20 protein-coding genes are annotated in these 21,434 nt (G+C 59.0%); 18 read left to right on the top strand and 2 right to left on the bottom strand.

The features are described 5' to 3' along the window. The first annotated feature begins 418 nt into the window (after positions 1–418). The 13 genes from JO965_RS15685 (at position 419) to JO965_RS15625 (ending at position 13,819) form a co-directional block, all read left to right on the top strand. Positions 419–1,045 carry a TetR/AcrR family transcriptional regulator gene (locus tag JO965_RS15685; RefSeq protein ID WP_203439796.1) on the top strand — a complete coding sequence of 209 codons (627 nt, stop codon included), beginning with the start codon at positions 419–421 and terminating at the stop codon, positions 1,043–1,045. Positions 1,046–1,358: 313 nt separating this feature from the next. Then, positions 1,359–4,166 (top strand): MASE1 domain-containing protein, encoded by a 2,808-nt coding sequence (locus JO965_RS15680; protein ID WP_203439795.1) that lies wholly within the window; start codon positions 1,359–1,361, stop codon positions 4,164–4,166. A 61-nt stretch (positions 4,167–4,227) separates the two neighbouring features. Next, positions 4,228–4,872: a response regulator transcription factor gene (locus tag JO965_RS15675; RefSeq protein ID WP_203439794.1), complete on the top strand. Its 645-nt coding sequence runs from the start codon at positions 4,228–4,230 to the stop codon at positions 4,870–4,872. A gap of 91 nt (positions 4,873–4,963) precedes the next feature. Next, complete coding sequence (locus tag JO965_RS15670; protein ID WP_203439793.1) at positions 4,964–5,374, top strand: response regulator transcription factor; 411 nt, start codon at positions 4,964–4,966, stop codon at positions 5,372–5,374. Between the two features lie 214 nt (positions 5,375–5,588). Beyond that, positions 5,589–6,065, top strand: coding sequence for a carboxymuconolactone decarboxylase family protein (locus tag JO965_RS15665; protein WP_246776887.1), 477 nt, complete (start codon positions 5,589–5,591; stop codon positions 6,063–6,065). 72 nt (positions 6,066–6,137) lie between these two features. After that, on the top strand, positions 6,138–6,893 hold the full coding sequence (locus JO965_RS15660; RefSeq protein WP_203439791.1) for an SDR family oxidoreductase: 756 nt from the start codon (positions 6,138–6,140) through the stop codon (positions 6,891–6,893). Positions 6,894–6,954: 61 nt separating this feature from the next. Further along, complete coding sequence (locus tag JO965_RS15655; RefSeq protein ID WP_203439790.1) at positions 6,955–7,791, top strand: alpha/beta fold hydrolase; 837 nt, start codon at positions 6,955–6,957, stop codon at positions 7,789–7,791. A 152-nt stretch (positions 7,792–7,943) separates the two neighbouring features. Beyond that, entirely contained in the window at positions 7,944–8,387 is a 444-nt protein-coding gene (locus JO965_RS15650) for a cupin domain-containing protein (RefSeq protein WP_246776886.1), read from the top strand. Between the two features lie 134 nt (positions 8,388–8,521). Beyond that, positions 8,522–9,292, top strand: coding sequence for an SDR family oxidoreductase (locus tag JO965_RS15645; RefSeq protein ID WP_203439788.1), 771 nt, complete (start codon positions 8,522–8,524; stop codon positions 9,290–9,292). A gap of 29 nt (positions 9,293–9,321) precedes the next feature. Beyond that, positions 9,322–10,605 (top strand): cytochrome b N-terminal domain-containing protein, encoded by a 1,284-nt coding sequence (locus JO965_RS15640; RefSeq protein ID WP_203439787.1) that lies wholly within the window; start codon positions 9,322–9,324, stop codon positions 10,603–10,605. 3 nt (positions 10,606–10,608) lie between these two features. After that, positions 10,609–11,628: a bestrophin family ion channel gene (locus tag JO965_RS15635; RefSeq protein WP_203439786.1), complete on the top strand. Its 1,020-nt coding sequence runs from the start codon at positions 10,609–10,611 to the stop codon at positions 11,626–11,628. Between the two features lie 10 nt (positions 11,629–11,638). After that, complete coding sequence (locus JO965_RS15630) at positions 11,639–12,832, top strand: adenylate/guanylate cyclase domain-containing protein (protein ID WP_203439785.1); 1,194 nt, start codon at positions 11,639–11,641, stop codon at positions 12,830–12,832. A 42-nt stretch (positions 12,833–12,874) separates the two neighbouring features. Further along, positions 12,875–13,819, top strand: a complete 945-nt coding sequence (locus tag JO965_RS15625; protein ID WP_203439784.1) for a pirin family protein — start codon at positions 12,875–12,877, stop codon at positions 13,817–13,819. A 108-nt stretch (positions 13,820–13,927) separates the two neighbouring features. Here the strand turns inward: JO965_RS15625 and JO965_RS15620 are convergent, their stop codons facing one another. After that, positions 13,928–14,206 carry a GNAT family N-acetyltransferase gene (locus tag JO965_RS15620; RefSeq protein WP_203439783.1) on the bottom strand — a complete coding sequence of 93 codons (279 nt, stop codon included), beginning with the start codon at positions 14,204–14,206 and terminating at the stop codon, positions 13,928–13,930. Between the two features lie 309 nt (positions 14,207–14,515). Here JO965_RS15620 and JO965_RS15615 point away from each other — a divergent pair, with 309 nt between their 5' ends. From JO965_RS15615 to JO965_RS15605, 3 genes are all read left to right on the top strand, one after another. Continuing rightward, positions 14,516–15,757 (top strand): flagellar hook protein FlgE, encoded by a 1,242-nt coding sequence (locus JO965_RS15615; protein WP_246776575.1) that lies wholly within the window; start codon positions 14,516–14,518, stop codon positions 15,755–15,757. A gap of 24 nt (positions 15,758–15,781) precedes the next feature. Further along, a complete protein-coding gene (locus JO965_RS15610) occupies positions 15,782–16,081 on the top strand; it encodes a hypothetical protein (RefSeq protein ID WP_203439781.1) in 300 nt (99 codons plus the stop codon). Between the two features lie 645 nt (positions 16,082–16,726). Beyond that, the gene (locus tag JO965_RS15605) at positions 16,727–18,259 is read left to right on the top strand and encodes a winged helix-turn-helix domain-containing protein (RefSeq protein ID WP_203444212.1); all 1,533 of its coding nucleotides are present in this window, start codon (positions 16,727–16,729) and stop codon (positions 18,257–18,259) included. A gap of 749 nt (positions 18,260–19,008) precedes the next feature. On the opposite strand, the gene JO965_RS15600 is transcribed toward JO965_RS15605, so the two are convergent. Further along, the gene (locus tag JO965_RS15600) at positions 19,009–19,299 is read right to left on the bottom strand and encodes a bacterioferritin-associated ferredoxin (RefSeq protein WP_203439780.1); all 291 of its coding nucleotides are present in this window, start codon (positions 19,297–19,299) and stop codon (positions 19,009–19,011) included. A gap of 240 nt (positions 19,300–19,539) precedes the next feature. On the opposite strand from JO965_RS15600, the gene ccmE reads away from it, so the two are divergent. Together ccmE and JO965_RS15590 are read left to right on the top strand one after the other, a co-directional pair. Then, positions 19,540–19,995, top strand: a complete 456-nt coding sequence (ccmE, locus tag JO965_RS15595) for a cytochrome c maturation protein CcmE (protein ID WP_203439779.1) — start codon at positions 19,540–19,542, stop codon at positions 19,993–19,995. Between the two features lie 120 nt (positions 19,996–20,115). Then, on the top strand, positions 20,116–21,408 hold the full coding sequence (locus JO965_RS15590; RefSeq protein WP_203439778.1) for a TCR/Tet family MFS transporter: 1,293 nt from the start codon (positions 20,116–20,118) through the stop codon (positions 21,406–21,408). The last annotated feature ends 26 nt before the right edge of the window (positions 21,409–21,434 follow it).

The raw sequence follows: 21,434 nt of genomic DNA, 5'->3' as shown, positions 1-21,434 counted from the left end.
ACATATTGCGACCGCAGTCGCGCTCACCGCGGATCTCATGCTCGATCTCCTTGATGCACTCTGTCAGTGCCTTGCCCTCGAAGCATGCCCTTCCAAGGGAGATCGCGCTATTGAGCCGGCGGCTTGGGCGCCCACGCGATAAGTCTACGATGACTAAACTGAGGTCTAGGGCGGACAGGAGACAGCGCTGATCGCTACAGCAGAGGTGTGCCGTGAAGCAAGCTGTTCCACTCTAACCCTTACGTGGTCCCTTCCTCGGCTGTTCGGATTTTGATGTAGAGCCGGGGTGGCTGGAGCGGCGCAAGATGCCCTGCAGAGCTGCGCCACGTGATCTCCGGCAATCAGCGCTATCGTTGACAGGCCCGGTAACGGGCATTACCAGTCTAGAGGACGCATTGAGATACGAGGTTCGAAGCCTGTGGTTACAGCAAAGTCAGGGCGGCTAAGCGGCCGCCGGGAAGCCCTTCTACAAGCGGCCGCCGAGGTTTTCTTCGAACAGGGGTATGTGGCGACAAGCATCGACGCGATTATCGAACGCGCCGGTGGATCGAAGCGCAACATCTACAGTGAATTCGGGAGCAAGGAAGGCCTGTTCTCCGCCATCGTCACAAATAGCGCAGACATGGCGTTGTCGACCTTGGCGACTGAGGAGATCAAAAGACACAGTTTGCGGGAGACGCTGACCGCATTCGGTCAGCAGCTCATGGACATTTACATGTCACCCACTGTGATTGGCGTTTATCGAATTGCCGTAACTGAGGCCAATCGCTTCCCTGCTCTTGTGAAGTCGTTCTATGAGCAAGGACCGGGACGAGCCGCGTCCCAGCTCGCCGACGTGCTTGAATTCGCCAAGGAACGAGGGGAAATTCGGACGGATGATTGCCAGCGCGCAGCCGGGCATTTTGTAGGCATGATCCGCGACAACCTACATCTGCAGGTCCTTCTTGGACTCCGCCCGCCGCCGTCGGACGAAGAAGTGCAGGAGGCGGTTGCTTCCGCCGTAGAGATTTTTTTGAACGGTGTCCGTCCTAGTCCGGACAAGTAGGATCTCCTCATACGCATGATAGTACTATCGCTCAAGGGTTCGGCCGTGTCGCTTATGTTCACAATTCAAGCTGGCATGAGTTGAACCGAGCCATCATGCGAAGGGAGCATTTCGCCGCTCAGGCAGCGTCGGAAACGTTATCACAAAAATTGGACCGATGCCTTCAACTCGCTACCTCAAAGATTTCCACGAGGTACGCCTGACCATGGGACCAGAATTGGGTGTGGGTTCGCCGACTCAAATATTGGGAGCGAGTGTTATACTAATCGCCGACAGTCCCCAGGCCTTCTTTGTCCGGCAGGAGAAGCCGACCATGTCCGTCTGGTATAGTCGCCCTCGATTGTTGCACCTGGGGTTGTTTTTTACTGCCTACGTCTTGGGATGCGGATTCGCTCAGGCGCTCGCAATCGTCCCAGGTATAACCGTTTCCATTTGGCCTCCGGGAGGGGTTTTCGTCGCGACGCTCATCCTTACCTCTCCGTACAGTTGGCCGTGGTGGATGCTGGCCGGCTGTTTAGCTGAGATGTTCGCGCAACTCGTATGGTTCCACAGTCCCCTGGCTGCGGGCTTTCTAATTTATGTCGGCAACGTGCTCTGCGCGGCGACTGGCGCAACGCTCGTGAACTGGACCTGTGGCCGGCCCGTTCGACTGGAAACCTTGCGGGAAGTTCTCGCATTTGTGGTGCTGGGCGCTGGAGTTGCACCCCTCGTAAGCGCGACGGTGGGAAGTGCGGCGCTTTCGTGGTTCGGCGTAGAATCCCAAACCTTCACGGAAGTATGGCCGCTATTTTGGATTGGAGACGCCACCGGAATCTTGCTCGTAGCGCCACTGGTACTGGTCGTGATCCAGTACTGGAGCAGCAAGACCCAGCTCTCTGCCGCGCAGTGGATGGAAGCCGGCGCCTTAGGTGTGATCTTTCTCGGTGTTGCCGCGCTTTCCTTGAGCACCGACTATCTTGCCTCCGCCTATATCATCATGCCACCGCTTCTTTGGGCCGCCGTGCGTTTTGAGTTTAAGGGCGTGGCCGTCGCCTTGACCCTCCTCGCCCTCATCACGATGGCACTCACGATATCCGGTGGCAGCCATTTTGTCGGCGATCCCGAGACCCAGAGGCAAAAGCAGGTCATGCTGCAGCTTTTTCTGGCGATCTCGGCATTTTCGGCACTCATCGTGGCCGCCATTTCCCGACAGAACCAGCAAGCGCTCCTCACATTGCGCGAACGGGAGCGAGAGCTGTCGCAGCTCGTGGATATGGTCCCAGTCCATATCAGGCGTATGACGCCCGAAGGCGAGCCGACCTTCTTCAACAAGCGGTTGTTGGATTTCTTCGGTCTGGGGGACTTGGCCCATTTGGACAAACCGGGCGTGAGCCGGCTGGCGGCGGCCATCCAATCCCTTGTCCACCCTGATGATGCAGACAGTCTGCTGACGACGGCCCGTCATTCCTTCGCCACCGGCGAACCCTTCTCCATGAAATACCGTATGCGTCGTGCGGACGGCGCGTATCGCTGGGTCGATGGCCGCGGGGAGCCACTACGGGATCAGAGCGGAGCGATTGTGCAATGGTACGTGATATCCATCGACATCGACGACGAGATGCGCGCAGAGGAGGCGCTGCGGCGGAGCGAGCGCCAGCTTCAGCAGATGATCGACACTGTGCCAACTCTCATCTGGTGTATGACCCCGGAGGGAATACCGTGCTACCTTAATAAGCAAGTCACGGAAGTCACCGGTATCACTCTGGACGATATGACCGCCCCTGACGGGTCGCGATCGCTGTCGGTTATTCATCCCGATGATCGGCACGCGGTGGATCAGGTGTTCGCACGCGCAATCGCGACGGGTGTGCCCCTCGTCGTCAGATATCGTCAGCGCCGGGCCAACGGCCCTCATCGGTGGGTTGAGAGCCGCGCGGAGCCGTTGCGCGACGACTCTGGCAAGATCATCCAGTGGTATGGAGTGAGTTCCGACATTGACGACCTGTTAACCGCGCAGGAGGCATTGCGCAATCGGGAGCGGGAGCTCTCACAACTCGTTGATATGGTTCCGAGCCTGCTCTGGCGACTGTCTCCTAAAGGCGAACCGACCTTCTTCAGCAAGCGCTTGATCGAGTTCTGCGGCCTGGATGTGGGAGCCCTTCAAAAGGCGGGCACCAACCGACTGGCGGCCGCCATCACGACTCTCTTCCATCCCGACGACATCGCCAGGCTGGAGGAGGCGCTCAACCGATCTCTGGCTACCGGCGAGAGCTTTTCTCTCAACTACCGCATGCGCCGGGTGGACGGGAACTATCGTTGGATGTCGGGCCGCGCCGAGCCGCTGCGGAATGAGAGCGGACGCATCGTCCAGTGGTTTGGCCTCTCACACGACATCGACGGTGAAGTTCGAGCACAGGAAGAGCTGCATCTTGCGCGGGAGAGTCTGGCGCGGGCAAGCCAAGCAGCGAGTCTTGCTGAGCTTTCAGCCGCCATCGCACATGAGGTGAACCAACCATTGGCCGCAATCATCGCCAACTCCAATGCATGCCAACGCTGGCTCTTGGCGACCCCTCCGAATCTCGAGCGCGCGCAGAAAACGGTGGAACGCATTATCCATAACGCAAATTCCGCCGCCGACGTGGTGAGCCACATCCGCGCCTTGTTCAAGCACTCCGTGGAGACGAGGACAAGCACGACACTCGACAGCGTTATCGCCGAGGCGCATAACCTCATGGCCGAAGAGGCGGCACGGCGCCGCATTCGTATAAATGTTCAGGTCGAAGGCGACCTTCCGCCTGTCGCGCTCGACCGCGTCCAGGTTCAGCAGGTTCTCGTCAATCTCATCCGCAACGGCATGGATGCAATGGACTCTACTGCGAGCGACAGAGTTCTCGGAGTGCGCGTGCGCCAAGTGAAGGATGAGGTCCAGATCGAAGTCAGTGACCGCGGCCGGGGCGTCGAGTTTCCGGAGAGGATGTTCGAACCGTTCTTTACGACAAAGGAACACGGCATGGGCATGGGACTGGCGATCTGCCGATCGATTGTCGAGTCTCACGGCGGACGATTGTGGGCTGAGAACAACGAGCCACAGGGGGCGACATTGATCTTCACGCTGCCATTTGAAGCGAAAACGGCACCATGATGCCCGGACAGCGGATCGACCCTCTTTCGCGCCTTGCTGCCCAAACCTCGGAGGCATTCCTGTGATCACACCTGATGCCAAAGAAGACCGCTCACTGGTTCTCATCGTTGACGATGACGAAGAAGTCCGGACCGCGCTTCAGGAGCTCATGCTATCCATAGGCCTCGATGCGATTTGTTTCGCTTCACCTCGCGAATTACTTGAATCCGAGCTTCCCGACCGCCCCGGCTGCTTGGTGCTCGACGTTCGCATGCCCGGCGCAAGCGGCCTCGATCTTCAGCACCAATTGGCAGCAAAGGGCAACCTGAAGCCAATCATCTTCCTCACCGGCCATGGCGACATTCCCATGTCGGTCCAAGCCATGAAGGCTGGAGCCGTCGATTTCCTCACAAAGCCATTCCGCGACCAGACTCTGCTCGACGCAGTAACGATTGCAATCGAGAAGGATGTTGCGCAAATGGCGGTTGCCCGTCGCGCCAGACAGCACTTCGCCCGGTTTTCAACTCTGACGTTGCGCGAGCGGCAGGTCATGCGCGAAGTGGCGCGTGGTCGGCTCAACAAGCAGATCGCCTTCGACCTCGGCATCAAGGAAATCACGGTCAAGCTTCATCGCGGCAATGTCATGCGTAAGATGCAGGCGGCGTCAGTTGGCGAGCTTATCCGTGCGTGGGAGACGCTGCCCGCCGACCTTCGTGATAAGTCGTGAATCCTAAACCTCGGTATGGTTTCCATGTGGCGTGATTGAGCGCAGCCTTGGGAAGTCGGCCTGACGGGCCGCAGCAGCAAAGGCTACCCGCTTGTTCAATCCGCCTGTCATCGCGGTCGTGGATGACGAGGAGGCCATCCGTGATGCCCTCTCCGATCTCCTTCTGGTCATGGGTTACACCTGTCACGTCTTCGACCGGGCCGAAACCTTCTTGGCGGCCGACCCACCCGATCGGTTCGACTGCCTCATCACTGATATTCGGATGCCTGGCATCAGCGGCCTGGAACTGCTGCAGCGGCTCAAGGCCCAGGGCTCGACCATGCCGGTGATCGTTGTGACCTCCGTGACCGATCCTTTGACCCGAGGCCGGGCGCTCGCGGGAGGGGCTCATGCGTATCTGACGAAGCCGGTTACCGACGATGTCCTCCTCCAAAGTATCAAGACCGCGCTGCCGGACAAAGACAACCCGTCCAACAATGATGAAGAGCCAACTGATAACTAGGATCGCCGGGAACCGGCTCGACCCCAAGTAAAACCTAAACTTCGGTATAGTCGTCGTAGACTTACACAGGGGGCATCCAGGCCACGGGAGTAATAGAAAGGCCTCCGTCAAGCATGCATCCTTGAAGGGCACACAACGACAGCGCCCATCAAGGAGAACGAGTGTGGACATCGCAACTTCAGAACAGGCCAAGACGCTTCACGCAACGACTTCCATCCAGCGTCTGAACTATGCGACGCAGTCGCCGGAACTCTTCAAAAAGCTCGCCGACTTCTCGACGGGCATCAGGAAGAGCAGCATTGAGGAGTCGATCATCAATCTGATCGAGATCCGCGCGTCTCAGCTCAATGGCTGCAGCTTTTGCCTCGACATGCATGTGAAGCAGGCAAAGCTCCACGGTGAGCGTGAACTGCGGCTGTACCACGTCGCAACGTGGCACGAGTCCCCTCTGTTCGAGCCGCGGGAGCGCGCAGCTCTCGCCTGGACCGAAGCGCTCACAAGGCTGCCCGAGGGCGGTGTGCCGGACGATCTCTATGAGCGCGTCCGCAGCCAGTTCTCCGAGAAGGAATTATCCGACCTGACCTTTGCGGTGATGGCGATCAACGCCTGGAACCGGGCAGGGGTGGCCTTCAGGTCCGTGCCGGGATCGGCCGACAAGCTCTACGGCCTTGACAGGGCGGGGCTGAACTGAGTCGGGTCGCCTCGGCACACGAGCATCGGCGCCCCAATCCCGCAGAAATGACTCTGCTACAGGAGATCGGTTATGAAGATCGTCATCAACGGTGGAACTGGCCTCATCGGTTCGAAGACAGTCGCACGATTACGCAGCGCTGGGCATGAGGTGGTTGCCGCGTCACCGCAAAGCGGCTTTAACTCGGTAACCGGCGAAGGAGTCGCTGAAACGGTGAAGGGCGCGCAGGTCATCGTCGACCTGTCGAACTCGCCCTCCTGGGAAGATGCCGCCGTTCTCGAGTTCTTTCAAAAGTCGACAGGCAATCTCATCGCCGCAGCGACGGCGAACGATGTCAAGCATTACGTGGCCTTGTCAGTCGTCGGAACGGAGCGTCTGCAGGCGAGCGGCTATTTCGTAGCCAAGCTGGCACAGGAGACACTGATCAAGAGTTCCGGGGTCCCCTATACCATCGTCCATTCGACGCAGTTCTTCGAGTTGCTGGGCTTCTTGGTCAACTCTTGGGGGCTCGGCGATAAAGTGGTTGTGCCCGCCGCGCTGATCCAGCCGATCGCCTCCGATGATGTCGCAGATGCCATGGCGGAAGTGGCGCTCGCCTCGCCCCGCAACGGCACAATCGAAATCGCCGGCCCTGAGCGGTTCCGCATACGCGACCTGATTGCAAAATACTTGGCTGCGACGGGGGATGCCCGGGCGGTCGAAGCCTCGACGGGGGTCCCTTATTCCGGAGCCAAACTCGAAGAGGCCACGCTGGTTTCGGACAACAATCCACGCCTTGGCAAGATCGATTTCGACCAGTGGTTCGCGTCCGGAGCCAAAGCCGCCTGAACGCGCCGGCAGCCACAGCCGATTTAGCGAAGACTATCCCGTTCTGACAGGGGACAACACCATGAGCACAGTCACCACCAACGATGGCGTCGAGATCTTCCACAAGGATTGGGGCCCGAAGGGCGCCCAGCCCATCGTCTTCCACCATGGATGGCCATTGTCGGCTGACGATTGGGACAACCAGATGCTGTTCTTCCTGAACCAGGGATATCGCGTCGTCGCGCACGACCGCCGAGGCCATGGACGGTCCGCGCAGGTGTCGGACGGCCACGACATGGACCACTACGCCGCCGACGCAGCGGCGGTGGTCGAGCATCTCGACCTGCGCAACGCCATCCATATCGGCCATTCGACCGGCGGTGGCGAGGCGACCCGCTATGTCGCCCGCCATGGCCAGCCGCAGGGCCGCGTGGCCAAGCTGATCGTCATCGGCGCCGTGCCGCCGCTCATGGTGAAGACACCGGCCAATCCGGGAGGTCTGCCGATCGACGTGCTCGAGGGCTTACGTGCGCAGCTCGCAGCGAACCGCGCGCAGTTCTATCTCGATTTCGCGAGCGGTCCGTTCTACGGCTACAATCGCCCTGGCGCTACGCCATCGCAGGGGATCATCCAGAACTGGTGGCGCCAAGGCATGGCAGGCAGCACCAAGGCTCACTACGACGGCATCAAGGCCTTCTCCGAAACCGACTTCACCGAGGATCTGAAGATCATCGACGTGCCGACGCTAGTGATGCACGGCGACGACGATCAGATTGTACCAATCGCCGATTCCGCGTTGCTTTCGATAAAGCTGCTGAAGAATGGCACGCTCAAGGTCTATGAGAAGTTTCCGCACGGCATGTGCACCACCCACGCTGAAGCGGTGAACTCGGACCTTCTGGCCTTCATCAGATCCTGAGGGTCGCTCAACGCATATGCACCTCTGGCATCGAGCAATCTGTAACTCAAGCCGAAGGGCGCCTGATGAATATCGACTTGGCAGAGTGGCTTGTACGCGAGCACTGCCCGAAGGGAACAGCGTCGGCCTAAAATGGAGGACATCCAATGAGAATGACGATGAGTGCCGCGGTTGCAGCTTTTTTGCTGACCACGGCTAACGCCGGCGCTCAGGCGCCAGGCTCTTCGGATAGAGGCATAACTCTTCCCGGCTCCAAGAACGCGAAAGTCACACAGGTCTACCAGCACGCTTTGCCGGGAATTCCCGGCAAGAGTCTCAAGGGAGTCGTGGTCGAATACGGACCGGGCGGATACTCGCCGTCCCATAAGCATGCGAAATCAGCGATCATCTACGCGACAGTCATCGAAGGCGCTGTCCGCAGCCAGGTCAACGACGGATCTGAAGTGACTTATCAGACCGGGCAGAACTGGACGGAGATGCCTGGCGATCATCATTGTGTCAGCGCCAACGCGAGCCAGACGCAACCAGCGAAGATCCTCGCCGTATTTGTCGTCGATGACGTCGATGCCGAACTCACGATCCCGGATAAGAGGTGATGGGTCGCACTGGACTTCGGTCTGTGTAGTCGACCGAACTACACCAGACTGAAATTACGACAGCGGATCGTCGGCTTATGCCGGTCCGCGGCGTTCTCTTTCGAACCAGATTGATCTCGCACGGGAAGTGAGCGATGAGAATCGTTGTTGTAGGTGGCACCGGACATATCGGATCCCGGCTGGTCACAGCGCTACAGGACTGCAACCAGGATGTTGTGGTGGCCTCACCGTCCTCGGGCGTCAACACACTTACCGGCAAGGGGTTGGCTAAGGCCTTGGATGGCGCTCAGATCGTGGTGGATGTGTCGAATGCGCCAACGATCCAGGACGACATTGCCCTGGACTTCTTCAGGACGTCGGGACGGAATCTTCTGGCAGCGGAGCACGCGGCCGGCATTCAGCATCACGTCGCCTTGTCCGTCGTCGGCACCGACCGTCTGCCCGAGAGCGGCTACTTCAGGGCGAAGATGGCACAAGAAAATCTGATTCGTGCATCGCGCATACCGTATACGATCCTCAGATCGACGCCGTTCTTCGAGTACCTGACCGGGATCGTCGAAAGCGCCGCCGACGGCAACGTGCTTCGCCTTTCGCCGGCTCCGATCCAACCCATTGCGGCCGATGACGTTGTGGTCGCGTTACGCGACGTGGCGATGGGTCGTCCCCAGAACCGCGAGGTTGAGATCGTCGGTCCGGATAGGTTCTACCTCAACGAGCTCGCTGAACAGATCCTGGCCGCCAACGAGGATACCCGAAGCGTCGTTGCCGATGCTCACGCTTTGTACTTCGGAGCGGTTCTGCGCGACGATACCCTGGTTCCGGGCGATCATCCACGATTTGCGCCAACCCGGTTCGAGGACTGGCTCAGGCGCTATGTCGCCGATGCGTTACCTGTGGCCTTTTAAGAGACGATTGAACAGGATCGGGTAACGAAATGTTCAAGCATAGCAATTACGAGCCGAAAAGCCGGCTCGAGCGGTGGCTTGAGGCGAGACTGCCCATCATCGGCTTTTCCTATGATACGGCCGTGTCGTACCCGGTGCCGCGGAACTTGAACTACCTCTGGACCTTCGGCGGTATCCTGACCCTCATGCTCGCGTCGCAGATCGTGACCGGCATTTTCCTCGCGATGCACTACGTGCCGAATGCCGATCTGGCGTTTCAGTCGATCGAGCGGATCTTGCGTGATGTCAACTATGGGTGGCTCATCCGCTACCTGCACGCGACGGGCGCGTCGATGTTCTTCATCGTGGTCTACATCCACATCTTTCGTGGCCTGTACTATGGATCGTACAAAGCGCCGCGCGAGATCCTCTGGCTCCTGGGTGTCATCAACTTCCTGATCATGATGGCGACCGCGTTCCTGGGCTATGTCCTGCCCTGGGGCCAGATGTCGTTCTGGGGCGCGACCGTCATCACCAATCTGTTCTCCGCCATTCCGCTCGTTGGTGAAACGATTGTCGAGTATTTGTGGGGTGGCTACTCAGTCAGCAATGCAACCCTGAACCGGTTCTTCTCGCTGCACTACCTTTTGCCCTTCATGCTCGTTGGCACCGTCACGCTTCACGTCTGGGCGCTTCACCATGTGGGACAGAACAACCCGACCGGTGTCGAGATCACGGACTTCAAGAAAGATACGGTGCCATTTACCCCAGAAGCCACGGTGAAGGACATCTTCTCGATCGTCACTTTCATGGTCTTCTTCACCTTCTGGGTGTTCTACATGCCGAACTATCTCGGCCACGCAGACAACTACATCCCGGCGAACCCAGCCGTGACACCTGCGCACATCGTTCCGGAATGGTACTTCCTGCCGTTCTACGCGATCCTGCGTGCCATTCCCGACAAGCTCGGCGGTGTTGTTGCGATGGCCTCCTCAGTCCTTGTGCTGGCCTTTCTGCCTTGGCTCGACACCTCCAAGGTACGCTCCATGTCCTACCGCCCGATCGGCCGGTGGATGCTCTGGGCTTTTGTTGCGGCGTTCATAGGCCTTGGGTATCTCGGCAGCAGGCCGGCGGAGGGCGGCTACGTGATTGCCGCTCAAATTCTCACGGCTGTTTACTTTGGCTATTTCGCCGCCCTGCCGGTCGTTGACCTGTTTGAAACGCCGCTACCGCTGCCCGTTTCGATCAACGAGTCCGTGCTCTCCCGTCACAAGGCGCCTGATCCGGTGTCCGACAGGTCCATCATACGCATCCGACAACTTAAGGGTGGTTAGGCCATGCACTTAGGTCGACAGTACAAGACCACCGACTTTCTCGCCTGGACGAGATGGGAGACCGGCTGGATTGTTGCCTGGTCATTGTTTGCCACCTTGTTCCTCCAGCTCTCGGGCTGGAGCTTTTTGACGGTACCGGGGCCGATCCTAACAATTGTAGGATCGGCGCTCGCGATCAGTCTCGCATTCAAGAATCAGCAATGCTATGCGCGCTTCAACGACGGTCTTACATTGTCTGGGCAAGTCAGCACCGCCAGTTTGGTCTTGGCCAACAGGTTGATGGTGACGATAGGCAGTCGAGATGCCGCGTCGGACCAAGGACTGAAAAAGATATTTTACCGCCATTTTGCCTGGCTGACCGCACTGCGCTTTTACTTGCGCGAAAGGAGATCCTGGGAAAATACGTTTGACCCGGGGAACGTTAGTTTCCTTGCCAGGCTCCCGAGTCCTGAAAGTCAATCTGTCCTTGAGGATGAGCTGGCAACCTATTTGTCGGATGCCGAGTTGCAAAAATTCAAGGCGCATCGCGGCGACAAGGAAGCTCTCATTCTTCATTGGCAATATGAAGCTATCAAGGATCTCCATAGCAGAAGCCGCATCAGCGAATTAATCTTTACCGTGTTGGCGACCGCGCTCGATGAACTTCTTCGATTGCAAGGAGGCTTGAAGCGGGTCAAGAACTATCCCTATTCGCGCAACTACTATTCCATCGCCGTTATCGTGGTGAAGATCTTCGTCGCGATCATGCCCTTCGGTCTCTTTCCGTACGCCCGGGAGTTGGGCGAGGCGGCTGGGATCGCGGCTTGGACGGCCTGGTTGAATGTCCCGCTCAGTGCGGTCGTCGGCTGGATATTCGTCTCGATGGAGAAGGTCGGAGATAATTCCTCGAATCCGTTTGAAGGGAATTCCAACGATGTCCCGATCTCATCGATCACGCGGCGAATTGAGATCGAGATGCGGGTTATGCTCGGTGAGCAGACAGAGCTCAAACCGATCGAGACAAGGGACAGTATTCTGTTCTAAGGTAGAGCGCATGGTGCCACTCCGTCAGACCGCTGCCTTGGACGACTGGACACGCAAGGGGAAGCAACTCGCGGCGTGGTTGATCGGGCCGGGGCGCTTGTCTGGCGATGCAGTTGCGTTGACATCCGGGTTTGCAGAGCAGTTGATCGCGACGGGGGTTCCGTTGCACCGGCTGCGCATCGCGATGCGTGTCGATAATCCGCTGCTGACCGCTTGGGGCATCATCTGGGCACCGGAGACGGCGGCCGAGCTCTTCACCATCAGCCAGGCTCTGCGCGAGTCCCCCACCTATTTCGGCAGCCCTTCCCAGCACGTCATGGAGATTGGGACTTCGGTCCGGTGGCGGCTCGACCAGCTCGTGCCCGAGGATCACACTGTTCTCCATGAGTTGGCGAGTGCCGGCTTTACGGACTATGTTGCGGTGCCGGTGACCTTCGGCAACGGGATCATCCAACCGGCAATGTTCGCCACGCGGCACGGCAGCGGGTTTGATGAAAGCCACATCGCTCTGATCAAGAGCCTTTCTGTGCCGCTCTCGGCTGCGCTGGAAGCCATTGCCATGCGCCGTTCGACAGCAAGCCTCCTGGCCACATTCCTGGGCGAGGGGCCGGCTGCACGCGTGCAAGCCGGCGCGATCCATCGCGGTGACATCGTCGAGACCGAAGCGGCCATTCTGCTCACAGATATGCGCGGGTTCACACCGCTTTCTCTCGCGTCATCCCCATCACAACTCCTGGCCACGCTGGGACGCTATTTCGAGGCCGTGGCCGATGCCGTGCGGGCGGAGGAAGGCGACGTTCTCAAGTTTCTGGGGGACGGGGTCTTGTCCATCTTCCGGGTGGGTGAGGGTGGTCGCACGGCGGCGTGTGCAGCGGCCGTGCGTGCCGTATCGGGAGCGATCGCAGTGGCCCGGGCCGAGGGTCTGCCCCCGTTCGTAGCGGCTTTGCACGTGGGATCTGTGATGTATGGCAATATCGGCAGCCTAGACCGGCTGGACTTTACCGTAGTCGGGCCGGCGGTGAACATGGTCAGCCGCCTGGAGGGGATCGCCAAGGCGAGCGGCGAGACGGTAGTCTGCTCCGAGACCTTCGCCTCCGCCTTGCCGATGACGCTCACCCGTCGCATAGGCCGCTTCGAGCTCAAGGGGTTGGACGGAGAGCATGACGTTTTTGCCATCGCAGCCGAACAGGGCCATCGAGCGTGAACACCAGGGCCCTTATGCAAGAAACTACACAGGAGAGGTCTCATGAGCTGGAACCCCGCCGAAGATCCGGAACCTGGTGACAGGTTCGCCTGCGATGCCATCGAAACCGTGATCGTACCTCGCTCCCGTGACCTCGGTAGCTTCGAGGTCCGCCGCGCGCTCCCATCGGCGCAGCGGCAGATGGTCGGCCCGTTCATCTTCTTCGACCAGATGGGCCCATCGGAGTTCCTGCTCGGATCAGGGATGGATGTCAGACCTCATCCTCATATCGGACTCTCGACCGTCACCTACCTCTTCGACGGCGAGATCATGCACCGCGACTCGCTTGGAACCGAACTGCCCATCCGGCCGGGGGAACTCAACTGGATGACCGCCGGGCGCGGCATTGTCCATTCTGAGCGAACCGCACCGGAACTGCGTACAACGGGCTCAAAGCTCTTCGGCATCCAGAGCTGGGTGGCCCTGTCGGCGCAGGACGAGGAGGCAAATCCCGGCTTCGTCCACTACGATGCGGGCGAGATGCCGGTACTCACCGGCGACGGCAAGACTGTACGGCTCATCGCAGGTTCCATTCTCGGCGCGAGCTCGCCCGTGCAGACGTCTAGCCCGATGTTCTATGCCGACGTGGCGTTGCAGGCCGGAGCCTCCGTGCCGCTCGACCCAACCTACGACGAGCGGGCGATCTACACCGTCTCTGGCCAGGTCGAGATCGCCGGCGACGTGTTTCCGCCCGGCGAGCTCCTGGTCTTCCGGCCGGGCGACCGTATTACGATCCGGGCGCGGAACGACGCCAGATTCATGATGCTGGGCGGTGAGCCGATGGACGGTCCACGCTTCATCTGGTGGAACTTCGTCTCGTCGCGGCAAGACCGCATTGAGCAGGCCAAGGCCGATTGGAAGGCGGCCCGGTTCGATACGGTACCCGGCGACGAGGCCGAGTTCATCCCTTTGCCCGAGCTGCCACCGCCGCCCGTGCGCTATCCATAGCCGCAATCCGTCTGTGATAAGGACTGTTTGGAGCAGAGCAGAACCAACCCGAAAGGAACCTTTTGCATCTGTAACCAAGCCTGACCGCGGAGGCGGTTATGGCGATGCTCATCCAACGACGAGATCGTTGACCTCAGGGTGGCGGCTAACCCAGCTCGCCATGAACGAACATCGGACGACCACCTGACGCCCACTCTCACGGATCAGCCGGAACACTCCCTCTGCCAGTTTGGAGCCGATTCCCTGACCCGATAGCTCTTGGGGCACTTCGGTATGAATGAGGACGACCTTGCTATCCTCCAGCCGGTAGTAGGCTGCTGCAATAGCATCCCCGATGGCCATCTCGAAGCGATGAGCGACTGGATTCTCAATGACGCTGTAATCCATAAGTTTGTTCCTGTTAATAGGCGGTGAGCAGACGAAATCCTTGGCGACTCTGCTCAACCACCCTGGCAATCACCAACGCGTCTCAGGGACGCACTGCAGCCATCGGCCGATGCCGTCTTGGACAAACTCGCAAGATAAACTCACGAAAAATCCAAGGTTCCTGCAAGGACTTTCCGCCGGCCCATCGCCATCCTGCGATCACAACAAACGCTGCCAAGTCTGACAATGGACCGTGCGGCATGAAGAGCATCATCGGAGGCTGGGGCTGCCATGGGAATTTATAGTGCAATGCGGACAAGCGTTTCAGGCATGAACGCTCAATCTTCCAAGCTTTCAACGATCTCGGACAATATCGCCAATCAAAACACCACGGGTTACAAGCGGGCATCGACTGAGTTCGCCTCCTTTGTCACCGCAAGCGGCTATGGCTCCTATGACTCTGGATCTGTCACAACAAGCGTCAGATATAGTGTCAGCCAACAGGGCACCAAGCAGTACACGACCTCAGCGTTCGATTTTATGATCGACGGAAACGGTTTCTTCCCTGTGGCTGACGCTGGCGGATCCCTGGCCTACACTCGCGCAGGCTCGTTTGCCCCAATTATTCGGCTGGTTGAGACAGATGCCGGAACGAAGCAAGCGGTTACTCGCCTTGTCAATACAGCTGGCTTTGAATTGCTGGGTCGGAAGCTAAATGCCGATGGAACACCCAGTGGGGCAGGATCCCTCGTGCCGATCGAATTGCCATCGGGTGAGTTGAAGCCAAATGCCTCAAAAAGCGGGGTGTTTAAGGCAAACCTACCGGTCAGCACAAACGTTCGCTCGCCATGGACGCCCCCAGCCGGCACGCTCCCTGCAGAGGGGACCTACGATCTCAAAACAAGTATAGTGACATATGATCCCCTAGGAACAAAAGTGACGCTCGACGTCTATCTCGCGAAGACAGGTGACAACGAGTGGCAAGCTGCCGTCTACGATAGTGGCGGCGCGTCTCGCCCGGCCAGCCTCCGCGGAACAAGTACTATCGCCTTTGATCCGATGACCGGGAAGGGTTCCGGCGGAACCCTTTCGTTCAATATTCCGCATGCGACAGAAACGGGAGCGACCTTCCCATTCACTCTCGACCTGACTGGCATGACGCAGGTATCTGCGCCATACACTGTTTACAAGGCAGAGGCAGATGGAAACGCCGCGAATTCGCTCGATGGCTTTGAAGTGTCAGCTGATGGAATATTATACGAGATCTATTCGGATGGAACACGCAACCCATCGTACCAGATCCAGCTCGCGAGTTTCGAGAGTCCTGACCGCTTAAGCACCGAGCCAGGAAACGTCTATCGAGAAACGCAGGGCTCAGGCGAAGTCAAGTACGGCATAGCTGCAAGTGCCGGCTATGGTACCGTGAATTCGGGAACTCTCGAGGCATCGAACGTCGATTTAGGCACTGAGCTCGCGGAGATGATTCAGTCCCAGAGTGCCTATACGGCCAACTCGAAAGTCTTCCAGACCGGATCAGAGCTCCTGGATATCTTAATCAACCTTAAGCGTTGAAGCTTCTACGAGGTCAGAGGGCACATGATGCAGACTCGTGCAGCTTCACTCATCCTGGCTGGCTTCATTGAAGCAGAAGGAGGCACAGCCACCTTGGTGACAGACAACTCCTCTCTTGTTTCACTCCGCGGTGTTGCAGGCGGCAGGCCGTTCAACATTCACGTGGCGGGCGCCAAGCCGGGTGAGGGAGTATACCGATGGAAGATATCAATTCCAGCCGAAATCCTGGCGGATGATCGAGGTATCACCATCATCGGGGCGATCAAAACCACTCCTATGGTGTGCACGTACATCTTCATGCCAAGAGCATTCCTTCCGTTTTAGGCACAAGGCACGGTAATGATGTCTCGGTGGGGCTGACGGTGAACCCCTTCAAGGGAGGCTTTGTGACTGATAATCGCCCCTGGCCGATCATAGAAGGGACTTCGGCGGGGTTTCCGCTAGAATCTACGCTCCATCCTCACGATAAGGAAACATGCGTTGTTCCGGCCCTCCAATCTTAGTTCAGCGTTGATCTCAATGGAGGTCTGCTGCGGGCAGGCAGGCCTCCGGATGCGAGTGCGAGACGGTCATGTGCCTCCCCCACGGAGCGGACAACAACCTCCTTCCTGTCAGAACGAGATTGCTGCACTCCACTCTGGACACGCCCTATGTTGACAGCGAGAAAGCCGCCTTGCATAGCGAGGCAATCGAATGGGCCACTCCCGCGCGGCAAACCTGGGTTGAAGTATCCACGTCTGGCCGACGCCTGATCAAAGAATATCGTTTCCTCCAAAACTCATATAAGCAGCACATGCCATGAAGTGACAGGAGCGTCATAACTCTTGGTCTTAATGCAAAAAGCCACGATGACAGAGTTCTTCGGAGTGCGTCGGCAACATCCTGGAATTTTGATCGGTCGGATTTAGGAGCGATCCAGCGCAGTTCGTTTTTGGCAGCTACACGCTCGATCCTGACCGGCGCGAGCTCATCAGAGGGTCCGACACGATCGCGCTTGGTCCCCGGGTGTTCGACCTGCTGCTCTATCTGGTACAGCATAGCGAAAGAGTCGTCAGTAAGCAGGAATTGCTGCACGCGATCTGGGGCGGGCGGATCGTCTCTGAATCAACGATGACGAGCCATGTCAACGCGGTGCGCAACGCCATTGGCGATAGCGGGTCCGAGCAGCGCCTGGTGCGTACCGTCGCCCGTAAGGGATTCCGGTTCGTTGCCGAGGTTCGGATCTCAGATCAATTGGATCGAATTGCTACTCCCGGTCAGGGTCTCTCCGGCTCGAATACACAACCTGCACCTGTACTGATCATTCCTGAACGACCGTCCATTGCTGTCCTGCCGTTCCTAAACCTAAGTGCAGATCCGGAGCAGGAGTACTTCGCTGACGGTGTGGTAGAGGACATCACCGCCGCATTATCGCGTATTGGCTGGCTCTTCGTTATCGCTCGCAACTCGAGCTTCACCTACAAGGGCCGTGCGGTTGACGTGAAGCAGGTGGGGCGGGAACTGGGCGTCCGGTATGTGCGGGAGGGCAGTGTACGGAAGGCGGTGGACCGCGTGCGCATCACAGGTCAGCTTGTTGACGCGACCACCGGTCTAAATGTTTGGGCGGAACGCTTTGAAGGCTCGCTCAACGACGTCTTTCAAGTGCAGGACGAGATTGTGGCCAGCGTTGTCGGCGCAATCATTCCTCAACTGGAGCGGGCCGAGATCGAGCGAGCCCAACGCAAACCGACTGAGAGCCTCGACGCCTATGACTATTATCTGCGTGGCATGACGAAGTTCCACCAGGGAACCAGGGAAGCGATCGACCAAGCCCTGCCGCTGTTTCACAAGGCGATCGAGCTCGATCCGGACTATGCGGTCGGTTATGGAATGGTGGCTTGGTGCCATGTCTGGCGCAAGATCAATGGTTGGATGACTGATCGGGCACAGGAGACAGCTCAGGGTGCCAGATTGGCCCGCCGAGCAATCGAACTTGGGAGGAACGACGCGGTAGCTCTCACCCGCGGCGGTCACGCCCTTGGCCATTTTGGAGGCGATCTCGATGGCTGCATTGCAATGCTTGACCGGGCGCTGGTGCTTAATCCCAATCTCCTGGCAGCGTGGTACCTTAGTGGATTCCAAAGAATTGCCCGTGGGGAACCAAACGATGCAATCGAGCGCTTTGCGAAGGGCACGCGACTGAGCCCTTTGGATCCAGAATTGCCTCGTATGCAGACCGGGATGGCACTGGCTCATATGCTGGCCGGAAGCTATGATCTCGCTTCATTATGGGCTGGCAGGGCATTGAGAGAATTACCGAGCTTCGTGCTTGCCGCCGGCATTGTTGCCGCAAGCGAGGCACTTGCTGGCCGAATGAACGAAGCAGAGCGCGCAATTCGTGATTTACGCAAACTCGATCCTTCTCGGCGCATCTCCAATCTCAGTGACTGGGTGCAACTCCGGCGGCCGGAAGATTTGGACCTGTTCGCGGATGGTTTACGGAGATCAGGCCTGCCGGAGTAACGCTGGATATCCCGAGTTATCGGTCGGCTAATAGCGGTCTTCCCCAGGGCGCGACGAGTGTATCCGGACCTCCTTTGCCAACCCATGCATCTACGCTTGACCAGGATTTTGGAGATGCCAATCGCGCTGGATCGGAACGCTCTCTGCCGTATCACTCAGCACTGTAGTCGCTCTTGGTGGAACGATCACTTCCGCATCAGGATCGCGCTTGGCGATGGTGTCGTAGATGCCGGCCCGTGCAGTCCACCAGCAGGGGAACCGGCCCTCTGGAGATTCGACATGGTATTGGCACCTCCGATGTCTCGGCTCAGGGTCGAATGATCCAGGATAGCGAGATCATTGCCCAGGAGCCTCAGGATTGAGCCGAGCAGCCCTCGGTTTGTCGCAGCGCCAGCCTGAACACAGCCCGCAGCGTCAGGGGCGATTTGATGGCCGGAACCGAATAGCGAGATTAACCGCCCAGGGCCGTGCGGGGCTCCGCATCCCAAGCTGGGATTGCCTCTTCGGTAAACTACACCGTAAGGCTCCCGCGCTGGCGCCGGGCAGCATTGTGCTCTGCCAGGTCCGGAACTGGCACATGCCGGAAGTAAGGCTGAATGTCGGCTTAGGACGGGAACAGCAGACGTTCCTGGCGGATAGGGAATTTCTTAGTTTGACTCGATTCGGGCTTCCTACAGAACTGATCGGATCTGGGAGAAGGTAACCAGTCATGTAGAACTTTGAGAGAACTTTCGTGACAGGATCTTGCATCATCGGCCGGCACGGGTCGATCGAGGTCGCCATGCCTGACGCTTTCCGGGCTCGTTGGAGTTGGCCTGCTGGGTTAATGGGCAGGCCGTCTCACAGTCCGCCGTGCAGGCATGTTTTTGAGCAAGGGTCTGATCCATGATGGAACGGATAGTGGTGGCGCATCGGCCACATTGGGGTCCGCAACCAAGGCAGCGATAAACCTGGGCAGGAGTGCGTGGGCAATCCGGCCCGGGGTTCAGGCAGGTGCGCACTTCGCCGTCCGAGAAGACATTACAAGAGCAGACGATCACGAAAGTCTCCAGTTCGTATTGGCGTCGACAAGCGCTAGTTCCCGTCAAGTTCGCCCTTTACTCGTGTTCCGGCTATTCCGGAATTCCCCGGAGGCGCCGTGGCGCGATAGTGTGGCCGAATGACGTAGCTCTCGACGCTCTTTATCAGAGCCGAGTGAGCGTGAGCTTGTGCTCGGTCAAATCCGGATCGCCGCATCGGTGCTACCGAAGCGAGTGATTGCAAGCCCGGAGACATGGAGCATGACTCGCAAGCAACGACGCCTGACCTTCATCGGGAGCGGGCTGGCCATGATTGCCGCCGCGCTCGGACTCGTCTCCTTCGCCATGCGCGATACCATTGTGTTCTTTCATACGCCGAGCGAGGTTCAGGCGAGCCGCGTTGCTCCCGGCATGCGCTTTCGCCTCGGCGGACTCGTGCAGAAGGCATCCGTCCGAAGGAGCGATAACCAGATCATCGCCTTCGGGATCGAGGATGCGAACGGGGCCGTGGATGTTGAGTACCGGGGCCTTCTGCCGGACCTGTTCCGCGAAGGGCACGGCGTCGTAGCCGAAGGCATGCTTGACCTCGCCGGCGTCTTCAAGGCTGACACCGTGCTCGCCAAGCACGATAAAAACTACATGCCGCGTGAAGTGGCTGATACCTTGAAGAGTCAGGGCTACTGGCAGGGAGGTGACTTCACACCGGGCTCACAATAGAGCGGGCCGCATAACCCTCATTCGCCGGTGATACCCAGCCTGAGCTGATGGCCACCAAGGTGAAGCAGGACGTAGATTTGAATAGCCGCACTTGTTGAATTAGTCACGAGACCTCAGCCCATGCACGCCCACCCCCGCCGCCGCCCGGCCTTGTCCTTCGTGGTGATCAGCGTCGCTCTCGACCTTTTGGCTTTCGGGATCATCATTCCTGTCCTGCCGCGATTGGTGCAGGAACTCCTGGGCGGCGAGACTATCAGCGCGGCCCAGGTCTATGGTCTCTTCGGCCTGACCTGGGCCGTCACTCAGTTCTTCGGAGCGCCGGTGCTCGGAGCACTTTCCGATGCTTACGGACGCCGCCCTGTCATCCTGTTATCCAATCTGGCACTGGGTCTCGATTATCTCTTCATGGCCATCGCTCCCGGGGTGGGATGGCTGCTGGTCGGTCGTGCCGTGGGTGGCTTGGCCTCATCAAGCTTCACCACGGCCTTCGCCTACGTGGCTGACGTTACGGATGCAGACCGCCGCGCCGCGGGGTTCGGGGTCATCGGCGCCGCATTCGCCTTTGGTTTCATCGCTGGCCCGGCCCTTGGGGGCGTGCTCGGAGCCTTTGACCTGCGCCTACCGTTCTGGATCGCGGCAGGGCTCTGTCTCGCCAATGCGCTGTATGGGGTCTTCGTCCTTCCGGAGTCCCTGCCACGAGACAAGCGGGCATCGTTCGTTTGGCGGAAGGCGAACCCTTTGGCGGCTCTGCGGCTGATTCGAGTTCATCCTGAAGTGTTTCGGGTTTCTGCGGTCCTGTTTTTCTCAAATCTCGCCCACGAGGTGTTTCCGGCCGTGTTTGTCCTCTATGCCGGCCATCGCTACGGGTGGGACCAGATCACGATTGGTTTGGCTCTGGCCGCCGTCGGTATTGCCTCAGCGGCGGTGCAGGGCGGGCTCGTGCGTCGCGTGGTGCCGCGTATGGGCGAAAGGTCAACGATGATCGCTGGCCTCGCCTTCGGTTGTCTCGGCACCTTGCTGTTCGGCCTTGCCCCGAGCGGGGCATGGATCTGGCTGGCAATTCCCGTGGCAGCCCTGTGGGGCCTGTTCGGTCCCGCCGCCCAGAGCCTGATGACCCAACGGATCGCGGCCTCGGAGCAGGGACGGTTGCAGGGAGCGCTCAACAGTTTGCGGGGCGTGAGTGGACTTATAGGTCCTATCCTGTTCACCGCGAGTTTTGCCGCAGGCGTGTCGCAGCCGGGCCCGTCGATTGCCTGGGGTATGCCATTCTTCGTGGCGGCCGTCCTCCTCCTGATGGCCCTTGTGCCCGTAGCGCGTATCGTCAATGCAGAAGGAAGTCGCGGGCGGAAGGATGCTCCGCGTCGGATATCCGGCTTGGGGCCACGGCCACGATTGGCCCAGAACCGGGCATAAGTTCTACTCATTTGTTATGCCGCAGG

It is taken from the genome of Microvirga sp. VF16, from assembly GCF_016864375.1.
Lineage (GTDB): Bacteria > Pseudomonadota > Alphaproteobacteria > Rhizobiales > Beijerinckiaceae > Microvirga.
This window is presented reverse-complemented; position numbering and strand designations above follow the sequence as displayed.